The sequence below is a fragment of the Shewanella polaris genome (genome assembly GCF_006385555.1).
GTDB classification, from domain to species: domain Bacteria; phylum Pseudomonadota; class Gammaproteobacteria; order Enterobacterales; family Shewanellaceae; genus Shewanella; species Shewanella polaris.
On sequence record NZ_CP041036.1, the window covers coordinates 3,213,647 to 3,229,416 of the forward strand.

12 protein-coding genes are annotated in these 15,770 nt (G+C 36.5%); 3 read left to right on the forward strand and 9 right to left on the reverse strand.

Going from position 1 to position 15,770, the window contains the following annotated elements; translation table 11 throughout:
* Positions 1–89 precede the first annotated feature (89 nt).
* The 3 genes from FH971_RS13970 (at position 90) to FH971_RS13980 (ending at position 2,778) form a co-directional block, all read left to right on the forward strand.
* A complete protein-coding gene (locus FH971_RS13970; RefSeq protein ID WP_140234718.1) occupies positions 90–1,397 on the forward strand; it encodes a relaxase/mobilization nuclease domain-containing protein in 1,308 nt (435 codons plus the stop codon).
* A 640-nt stretch (positions 1,398–2,037) separates the two neighbouring features.
* Entirely contained in the window at positions 2,038–2,172 is a 135-nt protein-coding gene (gene tnpB / locus FH971_RS13975; protein ID WP_140234719.1) for an IS66 family insertion sequence element accessory protein TnpB, read from the forward strand.
* Positions 2,173–2,361: 189 nt separating this feature from the next.
* Positions 2,362–2,778 carry a hypothetical protein gene (locus FH971_RS13980; RefSeq protein WP_140234720.1) on the forward strand — a complete coding sequence of 139 codons (417 nt, stop codon included), beginning with the start codon at positions 2,362–2,364 and terminating at the stop codon, positions 2,776–2,778.
* A gap of 633 nt (positions 2,779–3,411) precedes the next feature.
* Here FH971_RS13980 and FH971_RS13985 read toward each other — a convergent pair.
* The 9 genes from FH971_RS13985 to rnk all read right to left on the reverse strand — a co-directional run bounded on the left by FH971_RS13985 (position 3,412) and on the right by rnk (position 15,326).
* Entirely contained in the window at positions 3,412–3,687 is a 276-nt protein-coding gene (locus FH971_RS13985) for a hypothetical protein (RefSeq protein WP_140234721.1), read from the reverse strand.
* 13 nt (positions 3,688–3,700) lie between these two features.
* Complete coding sequence (locus tag FH971_RS13990) at positions 3,701–4,276, reverse strand: AAA family ATPase (RefSeq protein WP_140234722.1); 576 nt, start codon at positions 4,274–4,276, stop codon at positions 3,701–3,703.
* Between the two features lie 903 nt (positions 4,277–5,179).
* A complete protein-coding gene (locus FH971_RS13995) occupies positions 5,180–5,641 on the reverse strand; it encodes a hypothetical protein (RefSeq protein ID WP_140234723.1) in 462 nt (153 codons plus the stop codon).
* Between the two features lie 2 nt (positions 5,642–5,643).
* Positions 5,644–6,612 carry a bacteriophage abortive infection AbiH family protein gene (locus FH971_RS14000; protein WP_167496029.1) on the reverse strand — a complete coding sequence of 323 codons (969 nt, stop codon included), beginning with the start codon at positions 6,610–6,612 and terminating at the stop codon, positions 5,644–5,646.
* Positions 6,613–6,820: 208 nt separating this feature from the next.
* Entirely contained in the window at positions 6,821–9,667 is a 2,847-nt protein-coding gene (locus FH971_RS14005) for a UvrD-helicase domain-containing protein (RefSeq protein ID WP_140234725.1), read from the reverse strand.
* A gap of 60 nt (positions 9,668–9,727) precedes the next feature.
* A complete protein-coding gene (locus tag FH971_RS14010) occupies positions 9,728–10,468 on the reverse strand; it encodes an endonuclease (protein WP_140234726.1) in 741 nt (246 codons plus the stop codon).
* 347 nt (positions 10,469–10,815) lie between these two features.
* Positions 10,816–11,838 carry a tryptophan--tRNA ligase gene (gene trpS, locus FH971_RS14015; RefSeq protein WP_140234727.1) on the reverse strand — a complete coding sequence of 341 codons (1,023 nt, stop codon included), beginning with the start codon at positions 11,836–11,838 and terminating at the stop codon, positions 10,816–10,818.
* A 1,276-nt stretch (positions 11,839–13,114) separates the two neighbouring features.
* Complete coding sequence (locus FH971_RS14020) at positions 13,115–13,663, reverse strand: HPP family protein (RefSeq protein WP_140234728.1); 549 nt, start codon at positions 13,661–13,663, stop codon at positions 13,115–13,117.
* A 1,249-nt stretch (positions 13,664–14,912) separates the two neighbouring features.
* Positions 14,913–15,326, reverse strand: a complete 414-nt coding sequence (rnk, locus tag FH971_RS14025) for a nucleoside diphosphate kinase regulator (protein WP_140234729.1) — start codon at positions 15,324–15,326, stop codon at positions 14,913–14,915.
* Positions 15,327–15,770: the final 444 nt, after the last annotated feature.

Consider the following 15,770-nt stretch of genomic DNA (forward strand, 5'->3'; position numbering starts at 1 on the left):
CACTTGTCCTTGCCGGTGTATAGGCACGGGTTACAAGCCGCCAGAGGGCTATATAGGCTCTAATAACAATAATAAAAAAGGGGTACTGTATGATATATAAAGACTTCCAAGACAGATCCGGTATCAGAGCAACGCTTGAGTATTTTTTGCGTGCAAATGATGATCACGAGCACGCAATGGGCAATATAGTATTTGTTCAAGGTAGCGCGATAAGTGACGACCCAATATCTATAAATACCGATGGTACAGCAGAAGTTAACCTAAACGAGCTGGTCGCAGAATTTGAGCAGCAAGCGGGGTTATATGTCGGCACTAACCGCGACGGAAAGCTATATAACCACTCAACATTAACTTTACGCTATGAAGACTCATTAACAGATAAGCAGTGGGCAGAAGTGCTCGAAGAGTTCCAAGCAGGAATGGGCTACGAATTCGATAAAAGCTTATTTTGCGGCGGTATCCACAAGGAAAAAAAACACTTACACCTGCACATCGGAGCCTGCCGAGTTGATAGCGATGGTAAATTAATATCAAAACACAATCACTACGAAAAAGCCCAGAAAGTAAGGGATCGTATATGTAAAAAATTTGGACTGACAGCGCCTGAAAACTCATTTTACATCATGTCAGAGAACGCAAGCAATAATAATATAGATCGTGCAATACGTGCTAAGGCAAGAAATAGTGCAAGTTCAAAAAATGGTACGTTTAATTACATAGACGAGCGCCACTTAATACGATCTAAAATTAAGCAAGTATTTAAAGATGATAAACTGGTAACTATTACTGACTACGTTAACGCATTAAAAAAACGTGGCGTTACCATCGAAGCTCGTGAAGATAAGATCGGCCACTGCACTGGCGTGTCGTACAAGTTAAAAGGCAGTGATAAGTCTCATAGTGGCTCTAAGGTATCGTCTAGTCATGCCAGTTGGGGCGCGATCTTAAACCCTGCCCGCAAGGGCTTAGACTACGAAGCAATAAGAGATAATCCATCTTTAGGACTTACCGGCATACGTGTAAAAGTTAAAGTAACTAAAAAGCAAGTATCTACTATTAAGCGTTTAAGACTTAATGTAATCGTTCGCAGATATAAAGGACAATATTATGCCGATTTAGCCTTTAGATGGGGCGACACCGAAATGCTAGCTGAGGCAATTATGGAAATGATTTTAAAAATTCTTGCTCTAATATTTTGCGGCGGTTATGCAAGAACTTACACGCCTTTGGAGCTTAGCCGGTCTAATATCGAGCATGATACTAACAATGAAACCGTATACGACGGATCAGACATACAGCAGTGTATGCAAAACGTTGAGACCGACGCTATGGCATGGAAAGATGAAGACAGCGACGCCCCCCAAGATCTGTGCTTTGGATGGGACAAGGTAGCATAATTAAGTCAAAAAACAGTTTTATGGGGGAGTGGAACAGATTTAACATCAACAACGCGCAATGCCTCACTAAATATCACAATATCTAGGGGCGTCGCCTCGTCTAAAATTACACTATTTATTAAAAATAAGACCGATGATATTCGATGAAGGTTAAAACAATGAGCTTGAGTGCAAAGGGGCGTAACAATTCATCTGTCTCCGAGCAACGTTCGGTTATTAATAAACTCAATGTCATTCATTCAACTTCTACATCGTAAGCGTCTGGCTAACACAGTATTCCGCTAACTGAGTTTGCAGAAAACAATACCCACTTTGATAATAATCGGAGTGGAATATGGCCCGGCGTTGATCTTAGGAATGGCAATCAATCATCGAGCAACAGGAAGCGAGCTGCTTGTCTGTGGTGGATTTTTGTAAACAAAACACCAGCTGGACATTAAATACTTTCAGGCCTTCAAGCGGTCGTTGCTAAAATGACAGTAACGCAAATCCGCTACATCTTTCATCAAACTCGGCAAGCCTGCACCTCATACTGCAATGATGTCGCTGCAATTTGGTGAATCGACATTATCGTTACCTGCCAGCACTGAGCCTGATTGGTTGGCTCAATTGTTCAAGTTCAAGGCGTTGTCAGCATGAGATGTTCGTTGACTCGGCTCAGATTTACCTGCATCTAGACACCGTGGACTTTCGTAAGTCGATTAACGGTTTGATTGTGGTGGTTGAGCAACCGCTTGAGTTATCGCCCTTTATGGATGCGCTGTTGTTCAGATAGTTAGCGTTTATTCAACCAAAAATTCCGAAAAAGTTGTTTAATATTTAAACACAAAAGATTAACAAGCCCTAGTTTCTTCAATAGAGCATTTTTTCTTGCTTTGTTTCAGGACTACCAATTTTTTTACTTGTTAATCTATTTATATTACGAACTTGGTTCGTATATTTAAATCAAGAAAAGGTGAAGATAATGACAACGTTAACTATTGAACAACTAAAAAAACTGGAATTCGAATTCAATATTTTTGAAGCAGATACAAAGTTTGAAAGATTAGACGTTGATAGAAGTGAGGATTGGGCACCGGAAGAAATGCATCCATATTATATTTCTTACGTGGTGGGATCATGCACTGCTACAGCCGACAAAATAAAAATCGATTTTTTTTGGACTGCCCAAGGGGGAAGTAAAAGTATTGAAGATGCTTACGAGTTCGATATATCGATTGAAGATGATCAAGATATAAAAATTGAGGGCCTCGAAATTGTCGATGAAGACGGGGACAAAATTGAAGGATTCAAGCTAGATCATCTTGTGATAGAAGCATTTAATGCTCTAAATTGGGAGCATCAATTGTGGGATAAACTGCCAACAATAACTGATAACTAATCAAGATATATTGAGTTGTAAATTCCAGTCCCACATTTTTATGGTACTGGAATCTACAACTCAATATATATACTCCTTAAATTTTGTTGTTAACTAACACTTGTTAGACATTTTACATTCGATCTTCTTTTATTTGATCAATAAATCCTCTCATTTTTGAAAATAAATCCTCATATACGCAAGAATAACTTTCATTCGAAGGTGCCCTTTCAAAAAATATCTTTAAGTTCTGATATTTTGCTTTCGATCATTTGTATAGCATAAGAAGATGTGTAAGTTCAGTTATCAAAATAAAAATATGAAGTGACCGCCGAATATTTTATTGATTTTAACTGTGTCTTGTAATAATCATTCATAATTGAATTGTTTCATTAAAATGTTGGCGGATTCTAGTTGTAATGAACTTAGTTGTTGCACAGTATTTACTCCAGTTTTAATTGTGTTGTCAGTTGATTTAATTTTCTTGGTTATTACTTTTTTCGTCCAAATCGCATCCATCAAATAGAGCTGGCTCTATTCCAGCGTAGCTCGGCCAAAAACAAATTAAGACTTTCCCGCGAACCACTCGCGAGTTTAGTAGTGTCTTGTGACTTTGCTTATTGCCTTACACCAGCCAAAGCTTCACTTACCGTGTTAAAGACCCTTGTTATCATTTGGGGGGAAGTTCACTTCATTAACAACTGTTAGTGATGCCATTTCACACATTAACCTATAAGAAAAATTTCGGTCACTATCTCCCCAATAACACCTTTCACCTGCCATTTGATGTAATGTAAAGCTAGGGTGTGGATGAATGGTTTTATTAAAATAGTCACGAATTCCAGTGGCTCGCTCCCAGCCGATTAAACCTTTAACATATCCTCTGCATTTTCGAATGTGGCGATTATATATACTTTTATCTGTCATCATATCTATCCCTATGTTAAGCCGCATTTTTCAGTGCGATTATTGATGAAATGACATTAGTAGTTGTGAGATCGGTAAAGCCTTCTGCTTTAGACACTGGCTCAAAGCGTTTAAACATATTCAATAAAACATCCTTAGGTATTATTTTTCCGGTTGCTAAACCACGCTCATGACTTAGCTTAATGATCTCTTTTTCCCAGCCTTTGAATTCAAGTTCAACAGCCCTAAATATGGCGTTAGGGTAATGAGACATAGCTCTGGCCCGGTCTCTTTTTGTTAAATTAGTTAGATCCCAAACGACTTTATTGTGCTTTTTGGATTCCTTTATTGATTGGTCAAAAAATGTTCGTTGTTCTTCTCTAACTTGATGTTTGAAATCCAGCTGGAAAAATTCAGAATAAGTTAAGCCATACTTTTTGCAAACATCATCAACAATGTTGTCTGATGAAATGACGAAACGATCGTTGAAATGCTCATTTATGTAAGTTGTTTTTCCTGCACAAGACGGAGCAACAACTAACATTACGTCATGTAATGTATATGATTCTGGATGGACAGTTTTGTTGAATTCATTTTTTTGTTTATTTTGCATAAAAGCTCCTAATAAAAATTAAAATAGTAGATGATTATATTTACGTGTAACTTAGACATTGAGTTAAAATAAATTTATTTGTATTGTCTTCATTGGTTGATTTAACTTTAATACTTGTTACCTTTTAATTTAAGTTACATCGCCCAATACAATATTGATGCAATTAAATTTTATTCATTAAGATCTATAAATTATTTTTCGTACAAAAATAAATTATCCAGTTATTAAACACCAATTTATAACTCAACATGTTGTACAGGTGTGATTAGAATATAACGGCAGATTCAATACTCGTCAAATATACAAAAACGCATAATTATAAGTTGCTTACTATATAAATATAAGTACTTGTATAAAACTGGTGAGAGTATATTTATACGATTGCTTGGCAAGGCTATAGTGGATAAGGATGTCGGTTGTTTAAGTTATATAAGTTTAGATATACTTATTAAAATTATAACTTTTTTATTAAACGCGACCGTTTGAATAAAAAACAACCAACATGTAAGACCTTGTTGATCAAATAATTAACTAGACAAGGTATCTTAAAGGTTTTTTTGGTATTTATTTAGTGCTGCGGTAAGCTCACCATAACGCGTACTGATAGTTCCCGCGTTACTTATCAAAAGATTACCAACTAACTGTGAAACATTTCAGAAATACTCATGCAAGCCTTCCTTTGGTTGAGTAAAAATAAAATCCTATATAAAACAAGTTTCATAATCTATCTTGAACGCCACCAGTGCAGTAATCGCTATCTGGGCATTATTAAAACTTGGTCAAAATACGCGCACTAAAAATTGAAAGCAACAGGTAATTGGACAGAAATGCGTTAGATTTATGCTCTAATTCGTGAGTTTCAGATTAATATTTATATGGGATAACGACTTATTATGTGAGCTGCTACATCAAACTGCGATATAAATTATCCAATTCATCTAGGTAAACTTCGCTTACGTCTTCTTCGCTCCAAGCCCATCGTTCTTTTGCAACCAGTGTGAATACTTTACGGTGAGGAGCTTGAGTTACGGGGCAACAATAGATTGGAAGATATTGCCTGTTCTCCTTAATTTTATAGCTAAGCACGCAGTCTTCTATCAGATTGAATTGATCAGCTGTGATATCAATTAAAAGGTCTTCGCTTTCTATCCACCAGTGTCCAACTTCGCAATCGTGTGTCTTTGATATACCAAAGATGAGGAACAAAGACTTATAATTTTTTTTGGACAAATGATAGCACAGCAACATTGATGCATGTTTACACGCATTGATTGGGAAATCAGAGCTAAAAAAGCACTTATCCTCAGATGCTATCGACTCTATTTTCTGCCGTATCAAAGCAACCTCTTCCCAAAGTTTTCTCATATTCACAATTCAGTCGTCATATCTGAGCTTAAGTTGCATATTTTTATTAAATTGAAATTTGTAGGTAAAATTCCCAGTCCTAATAATACATCTTCTAAGTTTGTCTTTTCCGTTTCACCATAAAACGACACGGTCCAGTAGCAAAGTTCCGATGTTCGAGCTTTAATGGCCTCAAAATACTTGATATCAACAAATGACATTGAATGGCCAAGTACAAAAATAGATTTTATTCGCCCTAATTCAGCAAAAAAAATTGAGTTATTTTTAATTATTTGATCTGAGTTCTTATATGACCTTTGGTAATATGAGAATAGTTCCTCTCTAGCGTCATCGAGACATGAATTCTGTTGGTCAGACATATACTCGTACCATTGCTCGAGTTCTTCTGGGGATAGGTTTTCAGGCGGACTTTCATTGTCTCGCTTTGGTGCGAATGTTGCGGGGTTAATAGCATGCCCTAATACTATGTTCTCTTTCTCATCAAATGTACCATGTACATATAAAATTTTATCACTGTTGATCCCGTAGTGATCTTCAAGTGTTTTGGTATAGTTGAAGCTCATGTAAATAGCATTTGGATCGATATTCAAGAGCAGGCTTGATTTCACTTTACATGAACAGGCAAGCTGAATGTAATTAGAAAATTCGTTACGGAGTCCCTCGGTAAGGTTAAAAATTATTTTTTCTGATTCGCTACCACAAGCCCCCATATCACTGAAATACTCATCGTCTGATGGGCTTGGAATGTACTCAATTACGAGCTCTTCTAGATAGCCCATATCAATAAACGATAAATTTTCTTCAAATCGGTTCCAAATATCATAATCAGAACTTTCATAGGAAATGGCGCTAGCCAATAAATCGGAAATGGCAGAGTTATGCAGCCTTAAATATTCGCAAAACCCACTGAAACTTGTTGGTAAGCGGTGATGTAAATCAAATCCATTGCCAATAATATAGAGTTTATCCAACCTAATTCCTCTTCAAAGTAGTAAAGTCTGAAACCCGCTAGCTGGCAGATACTCTGTAGCATTACATAAATTTGGTCAATATATTCATAGTAGAGTTAGCCTCAAATGGTGTTACTAAAACATAATGGGGCATAAATAATATACGAACAAAGCACATATCTGGACATAAATAGTAAGTACACTTCAGGAAGACCACTCTAATTAGGAATTATTGCTTCCTGGTATTCCTACATTGGTCATCTTGTATTCCATAGCCAGAACAGCCCCAAAAATCACTGAACTTGCCATTTCGCAGCTTCATCGGTCTGCCGCACTGTTCACAAGTCTTCATTGAATGACGACAATCCTGGTTATTACAATCACTAGTAGTCCTATTATCGATTGATGGTGCCCCACACTCGGAACAAACACGAGCCTTACCTACCCTGCATCCTTTGCCGGAACTACAGGCATAGAATCCGCCAAATTTTCCATTTATCAGTTTCAAATAGCCTGCTTCGCAATTAGGGCATTTGAATATTTTTCTATAACGTTCCTGGAATGCTTTCGAATGAATATTCACGTCATATTTGGGTGCTAATAATTCTGTGATGAATGCTGATGGAGAAGTTGGGTCACCGATGATATAAGACTTCTTCTTGGCCCGAGTGAGGCCAACATAGAGTAATCGCCTTTCTTCAGAATGTGGATATGCATCTAATGCCGGTAATAAAGCTTCTATTACTGCCTGGTCAATATTTTCATTTGGGAACCCTAATTTTCCTTGTGAAAAACCGATTAAAATACAGTAATCAGCTTCCAGACCTTTTGACTTGTGAAAACTCCAAAGTGATACGTTTTGAACTAATTGATTTTGGGCTAAAGCAGCTTTAGATTCGTTTAAAAGATAGTTATAACGCCCTATAACCGCAATACTGGCATTGTTATCTACACTTTTAATTTTTGAAACGACTTCAACGACTCGTTGATATAAACCATCTTTAACGCCGACTTTGTCATCAAGTAAGTACACTTGTGAACCGTCGACCTTAGTGTTTGTTTCAATATGCTTTTTATACTGTTCAGGGTTTTCCATTATGAACAGGCCTGCCGTGTCAGCAATACTGTTGTTATATCTGAACGTTTTCTGCAACTTTGTTTCCGAATAAGGACCAACAAGTTCATCAAATCGAGTGGTGAGTTCGAGTTTGCCACCGGAGAACCTGTAAATTGATTGCCAGTCATCACCGACCACCGTTAAAGATGGTATTGGTCCTCGTTCAATAATGGCTTTGACTAAATCCATACGTGCAGTCGAGATATCTTGAAATTCATCGACAAGTACATAAGTCCATTTGGGGGTGAATAAACCCTGTCCTATTGCATCGATACTTCGAATAATCATGTCATCGAAATCAATCGCATTTTGATCTTTAAGCTCTTGAACATAGGCTTCATGTAGAGCATTTAGTAATACAGTGTACTTCTGAGGTTGCGATATTTTGGCATGTTGAAAGCGGGCCAGCATGCCATCGTAATCAAGCCGCTCAACTCTGATTGATGCTAACGCTTTTAACAATAAGTCACACCAGTTAGCTATCTTACCGGTACTTTGAAGCTGCTCAAGCAACTGCTCACTGTTGATTGGATTAAATTTGATGTCTAATTGTTTAAGTTTCCTTTCTAAGCCAGACGTGAGCGTTTCCTCAACCCATTCATAATGGAATGTCTCAATAAGTGTTGTTCCGCATTCAATATGTAGTGCTCGCTTACTTTTCATTTCTTCGTTGTACTGAATAGCATCAATATCAGGCCGTGTGCCGCCTTCTCTATCAATACCAAAATGTTCAATATAAATGTCTGTACCGTCGAGATGAAAATCTGGCGAGTAGTCAAAACCAACTTCAATTCTTCGCTTACTGACATACCTAGCTTCATAGGTATAGGGTATCCCATTCAAATACATGAAGTTTGCAATCACCAATTCCTGGTAACCTTTGACCAATTCGTCATTTAGCGTGCGAAGTTCATTATCACGGACATACGCTTCGTACTCCGCTTGTGTCTTGATGGTAAACGGGTCAACAGGCTCTGGGGTTAAACTGATAAAATCGACGAGACGGCTTATATCCTCAGATAAATAATTCAGCAGCCACTCTGTTACCCATTGCTTCAATTTGAGGGGGTCTTCGACAAAAATACTCATGTAAGTTGATATACGAGCATCGCGCAACACCTGACGACCTAGTGAGTGGAATGTGGAAATGTGTGGTGTTTTATCTAAGGTGATACCCGTTTTGTTCGAACTTCTTTCTAAACGCGTTTTTAATTCGTTCGCGGCAGCTTTGTTGTATGCCAATATCAAAATTTCTTCAGGTTTTGCTAACCCTCTATCAATTAAATCCAGCGCTTTGGCAACCATCACTGATGTCTTACCGGTCCCAGCAGCCGCCAGTACCATGTTAAGGTCATCAGAGCGAAGTACACCTAAACGTTGTTCGTCTGTTAAAGGGTTCGCCTCAACGCAATCGAAAAATGCTTTTCGCTTTCCTAGATGAATTGTTTCGTGGTGGTTTTGAAGTGCCTCATACGAAACCGGATAAAATTGAATAATCGCTTTAATCTGCTTGATTAAATCATCACTTAAAAATTGGTTCCAGGTAGCTGGGTCGCTTTTATACCCCTTATTGATTGTCGAGCAAATCTGTTGAAGCTCACGAAGGTATGATTGTCTTGGGTATTGAGTGACAACAGCGCTCTCCCATGTGGCAACCAGACTTGAAAGGTATTCAGCGAATGAGATGGCTATTTGTTTATTTAGAATGTGAACAAATTCTTTTGCATTCAGTTTTTTTAGGAAGCGGATTGATTGTGAGGCGTTGTTTAACGTCAATGTCAATTGACTGCCGTACCACCTTTCATTCAACTGAGCGAACTCGCTGCTCTGAGTTAAATCAAGTGCAGCCCGGACGCTTCTCATGTGGACGATTAATGTTGTGCGGTCAAGCTTAATGCCCTTATATCCTAATAATCTCCCTAACGTATTCGCAGGTAAAAAATCCATTTCTTTTAGCATAGCTAGACCCAAATTAATGCAAAGCGTTTATTGATATAAATACAATCTTGGATTTGTCTTTTAGTTTACAGAAAGACATCTTGAGTTGACGACTTCATTCGGATTACCTTGAAGCTTCTCGATACGCTTAGCACGTTTACATTCCCATTTAGAGACAGGATATTGTTTGTCCCAGGCCGTCATTAACTGTCTCTGCTGCTTACTCATTTTGTATTTCGAATAAGACTGTTCCATGTACATATAAGTGCGCGCAATTGTTCCTCTTGCACCTTCTGGTGGCTGGGCCTTTCTATCATCGATGCGCATGTCGCAACTGCCAAAATCTGACTTCACAGATGGCAGCATAGTAAAGTTGTAGTTACTACGTAGTGCATTAACTGCACCGATTGCAGGGAAAAGATTATGCATATCGGCCTGCATATACCGATACTCTGTATTCATCTTCTCAGCACATTTTCTCCCCTTAAATGCTTTGCCTTTGCCGCTAACACACTCTTGATGACCATTACGCCACTCACTAAATGCACGGCCAAAGTTTTCAGCTGGTACTACATGTTCCCACTCTACTTTTTTAGACCTTTTAAGGTATGTTGTTGTAACAAAGCCTTGAGGCGCTTCGATATTCTTTTTTGCATCAAATTTGGCACCACAATAGATTGTCTCGCGATTATCATAATAAACATTTCTTTCGAGCATTTTTTTAGCTTTATTAAAAGAATCGTTAGTGTCATTACCCTCTGCAAACGATGGAAAACTGATGAGAAGTAGAATAAAAGGCAGTATAATTTTTCTGCGGTTCATGACGTTCTTATAGGATATTGAAGAAGATATTGTTTTATATCAGAAAAGTGTAGCAATCCCAACTGTTTAAATTACACGAATGTGTTTAAGGCGCACTTAAATGCGACAGTTGGGAGACACAGGATCACTTAATTTATTTAAAGTACTTGCTATATGAATCTATTTTTAAGAGTAGCCTACCTGCAAGAAAATGATTGGCTTCACTGTTACCCGGCAACCACAGCGGTTACTATAATATAAATGATCAAACACTATTAAGAATTATTAAACTTTAGTATGAACGCACAACAGCTTCGAGGCCTTCTGCCAATTATTTGTCTAGAAGCTAGCTGTTGAAAACAAGTTGTTCAGAAAATATTAAGTCCAAAGATATCTTTAACATCAAAAAGTACTTTTTCTGTTTTATCTCTAGATACTTGACTTCCTTTTATTAAAATATCAATTAGTTGAGCCTTATCACTTAAAAACTCAGATCTTCTCACTCTTATTGGTCGGAGCATGTCCTGTAAACATTCTTCCAATATTTTTTTAGTTGTACCATCACCAAGCCCTCCCCGTTGATAGTGCTTTTTTAGTTGGCTGATATAGTTTTCATCTGGATGAAAAGCATCAAGATAAGTAAAAACAATATTTCCTTCGACATTGCCAGAATCTTCAACCCTTAGGTGATTAGGGTCGGTATACATAGATTTTACCGCTGCGGAGATCTCTTTTTCGGTAGCCCCAAGATTAATGGCGTTGTCCATCGACTTAGACATCTTATTTTTCCCATCTGTACTTGGTAAACGTGATGCATTACTTAATAAAGGTCGACATTCATTCAAAACAATACGTCCTGCTAGTGAGTTAACTTTTCTCACTATCTCATTAGTTTGTTCGAGCATTGGTAATTGATCATCCCCAACAGGAACTAATGTTGCGTTAAAACCCGTTATATCAGCAGCTTGAGATATTGGGTATGTTAAAAAACCAGCAGGAATAGAACGTTCAAACCCTTTGTGTTGAATCTCACTTTTAACAGTTGGATTTCGCTCTAAGCGACTGATTGATACAAGATTGCTGTAATACATAGTTAATTCAGCAAGGGCGGGTAGTTTTGATTGAAGGCAAATCGTTGTTATAGAAGGGTTGATGCCGACTGCTAGATAATCTGCAACGACATTTAGAATATTGGATGATACTTTTTTCGGATTATGAGCATTATCAGTAAGACCTTGCATATCAGCAACAAGAATAGTTTGTTCATGAATTGCCTGTAAAGCTACACGCTGCTTTAAAGAACCGACATAATGACCTAAATGCAATGGGCCTGTAGCTCTATCGCCTGTTAAAATAATTTCTGGCTTATCTGAATCTTGCTTTGAGTTCACGGGTATATCTCCTAGTTAAAATAAATCACTACTGGAGATACTAAAGAAATTACCGTCTTAGCTACCTTCCAGCAGCTTAAGAATGTAAGAATTCTGTGCCGCTCTAATTAGAGCGCCACCAGAAGAAGAATGATGTAAGAGTTGGAATATATTTCATTTCGATAACTTAACAATAATGCTTTTGAAACTCAACCCTTTCAAGGGTAATTTTCAATATATAGCTTATGCAAAAAAATAACTTTTATAGGAAGTATGGCGTTACGCCTCTTTGAAAGCTTCTCTTTCAAGTTGGTGATATTGATGCTGCGATAATGCTGGTGCATATACGCGATGTTAAAGGGGCAAAGACAGACTGGTGCCATTACACCACGGACCTTGATAACACTGCTATTTTATGGATAAACTCATCGTAACCCTCTTTTGTCTTTCCCATTATATCTCTCTTGAATTGAACTGTACCTGCAATAGAGTACACTTTGTGTCATTACTAAAATTAGGTCAACTTAGCAAAACTTAACGGCTCAATAAGTTGCGTTCAAAATTGTTTTGGGACATAAATAATTTACACCCCAAGACACATTTCTGGACAGAAATGTGTTGGCCGAGCTAACTTGAAAATGGACAAGAATCAGCCAGAAAACCGCAGTATGGAATTTATTTATCAAACTTGCAAAAAGGTGACGAAATTAATAACCCTACAGTACGATTGGCAGTGACTTGACAACATTTACTGGTTAGTCAACTCATCATTAATGGTGAAATAAATAATGAATTAACAACACAAGAGTGTGAAAAAAATATTTTTACCCCTGTGTTACTACCGAAAGGCATAACACCATTCGATCCTATTTTAAATTCGATCACTCCAGGGCAACCGCATGAGTGTGCGTTTTTACTCACAATGAATAGTTTCAATATAGAATCACTTCTAATCATTCATGAAGTGAAAACCTTCTGAACAAATGTAGTTTGAAAAACACACTGAATCTGTTCGTAAAACGTTCGTGATCTCGCACTGTCGATCACTCCGGCTTACATTGAATATTTGTTTAGACGCCAATGATAACGTTCTATCTATTAGTATGACCCATTAATCTATTATCCTGGCAGCAAAAAATACTATCAATAATAATAAAAGGGATTATAAGCGAGAATTAATCATCACGTTTAGTTGTGATTATGAGCTTTTGCATTTAGTTCTACACATAGCGGTGAAATCACCGCTATAAAAATATTGATATATTATTAATTCACTTATACAAATATTATAAAATCACTATATCCAATATACTGGATAGTGACGTTTGGGATCGGTAGAGAGATTATTGACGACCAAGGCCACAAGCAAAAGTAATATAGTCCCTATAAAAACAGGCATAAGCGCGTAGAGAAAACCAAGTTGGTGGACATTTTCGCCACCAATGACAGCAATCAGTGCAGTAGCACCGCCTGGTGGATGTAACGTTCTTGTGAGGTACATTAACGCAATTGATATTGATACCGACAACGCACAAGCTAACACCATATAACTCATAAAGATTTGATAAACAGCAACGCCGATTAAAGCTGACAACACACTACCACCAATTAAGTTACGTGGTTGTGAAAACTCAGCCAAAGGCGCGCCATAAACCAATACCGCAGAAGCACCAAAAGATCCGATAACAAACATGCTACCAATTGGGCTTATTGTGAAATAAAAAGCCAAGCTAGCGACTAAATAGATACCACAAAATGCACCTACCCATGACCAAACAATTTTCTTGAATGGTTGCCTTGGTGGACAGATATCCTTAGAACGCATACGGGTAAAATAGAATCTCATTATGTTAATCCAGACCGAATAGCTTTAATACTTAAAAGTATAAAAATTAGATGCTTAAAACCTATTATGGCTTAAGCCTTAGCACATTATGTATTTTAAATACGGCAATACATTAAGTAACACTTATTTAGACGTTAACACTTTAATGATAATTTCTTGCACTCTTACTCGCAAAGAGTGTATGAACGCTTTTTCTGAACTTACTTGAGGGTAATCTTTATTGATCATCGTGTATCCGTCCAAGTATGTAATCAATAGCTTAACTATATCAACATAGCTTTCTGGTATTCTAACTGAGATCTTTTTTTCACGCTTAGTTTTGAGCACTCCTAGATTAAGAGCAGTATTACATATACTTTTATCAACCTTAGATTTAGGCATTTTAACTTCTTATCCTCAACAGCTTTTGAGCTAACGCCAAAATTTTTTCACTTTCAGAACCCAAGTAAGATATTGGTTAATGTTGACTTATCAAATGCAATTATTTAGCTTTTTACGACATAAGCATTTACATGTGAATGTCTTAAAAATAATGCCATAGCATAGCCAAAAGGAAATTAGCTATGCTAAATTTCATAGTAAAAATCAACCTAGTAAACAAAGGGGTCAATATGATTAACCCCTTATAACGTCTACCCCTTTCTCTTTCGAACTTTGACTATAACTGAATCATTTGAGTCTTTTTTCAACTTACGTTTCTCTTTTAATGACAGCAAAGGTTTTTTCATTTCATGCTTAGACATATAATCACCTAATAATAATTAAAGTATTAATAATGCATATTTAATAAAGTAAACTACATATGTAACATAAAAATATCCATCGCCCTCCTTAATTTATTAGCAAGAATTATGAACAGTTTTTATTTATGTTAAATAATTTTTCAAACTAAATAAAAATTTCAATATGAAATCGACTTTTAATTAACTCTATTTGTAAAAATAGTTAATAAACGCCCCAAACCATAAAATTAATTTAATAGTTTAATAGTGAAAAGAAATTTAATCTGAAAAAAATATGGACGCAGCAATACGTCTGCTTAAGCGGGGAATTTTAGGGCAAAGCTCCCTAAAAATATAATAGAGTAAGATGTAAGTTTAAATTTTTTCATAAAAATAATATAGCACCTTAAAAAATAACTTCAAGTATATTTAAGACAATTTAACAATAAAGAAATACAACCGTTGCTAACAGCTGTATAGATAAAAATAGCCACTCAATAAATAGTAATTTCAGTAAAGCACAAATGCTATAAACTAAAATTTCCAGCCCTTTCAGGTTGATAGAAAATTTCTTTAATTGTAATTTTTATTAGCCCTCCACCAGGCTTGGGCCACTCAATTTCATCACCTTGACATAGCCCAAGTAGCGCACTTCCAACCGGAGCAAGGATTGATATTTTATCACCTTTTAAATCAACGTCTTTTGGGTAAACAAGTGTCATCAAAAACTCATCACGAGATGATTCTACTGTAAATTTAACGGTTGAGTTCATTGTCACAATTGTAGGCGGCATTTCAATCGGCTCTAAGATGTTTGCACGAGCAAGCTCTTCCTCGAGCTCACTTATTCCGATCATTTTTTTTGTCGGTAATGACTCAATTAATTTAAATAACCTTTCCGCATCCAATGATGAAATCGATATATCAGGTCTGTTACTCATTTATTCCTCAAATATTAAGCTATTCATTCTTTAAATTATTTTCAATAAAAATCAAATAAAACGGAACACTAAATAAGAGATAGGGAAGTTACTTTAATTAATGCTGTAGTTTTATTATAATTTTATTTATACATCAAAAAATGATACATCTAGTTCATTAAAAATACCTTAATACACTAAAAACTTTAATTCTTTTATATATGTGATATGAAATAAAAACTATCTGTTTACTACACATCTATTATGGCCAATTTTACTAAGCCAATACAACCTGTTACTCCATCAATTTGGTGAAAGGCCTTATTTGACGGGATATGACCACCTGGACAACCACATGAGTGTGCATTTTTTGCTCACTATGAATGATTACAATACTGATTTACTTCCAATCAATCATGAAGCGATAACTTACTGAACAAATGAAGTTGTAAAAACATACTAAAA

Coding starts and splice junctions, on each gene's coding strand:
- FH971_RS13970 (WP_140234718.1), top strand. CDS start 90: ATGATATATAAAGACTTCCAAGACAGATCCGGTATCAGAGCAACGCTT.
- FH971_RS14010 (WP_140234726.1), bottom strand. CDS start 10,468: ATGAACCGCAGAAAAATTATACTGCCTTTTATTCTACTTCTCATCAGT.
- FH971_RS13985 (WP_140234721.1), bottom strand. CDS start 3,687: ATGATGACAGATAAAAGTATATATAATCGCCACATTCGAAAATGCAGA.
- FH971_RS14020 (WP_140234728.1), bottom strand. CDS start 13,663: ATGAGATTCTATTTTACCCGTATGCGTTCTAAGGATATCTGTCCACCA.
- tnpB (WP_140234719.1), top strand. CDS start 2,038: ATGTTCGTTGACTCGGCTCAGATTTACCTGCATCTAGACACCGTGGAC.
- FH971_RS13990 (WP_140234722.1), bottom strand. CDS start 4,276: ATGCAAAATAAACAAAAAAATGAATTCAACAAAACTGTCCATCCAGAA.
- rnk (WP_140234729.1), bottom strand. CDS start 15,326: ATGAGTAACAGACCTGATATATCGATTTCATCATTGGATGCGGAAAGG.
- FH971_RS14005 (WP_140234725.1), bottom strand. CDS start 9,667: ATGCTAAAAGAAATGGATTTTTTACCTGCGAATACGTTAGGGAGATTA.
- FH971_RS13980 (WP_140234720.1), top strand. CDS start 2,362: ATGACAACGTTAACTATTGAACAACTAAAAAAACTGGAATTCGAATTC.
- FH971_RS13995 (WP_140234723.1), bottom strand. CDS start 5,641: ATGAGAAAACTTTGGGAAGAGGTTGCTTTGATACGGCAGAAAATAGAG.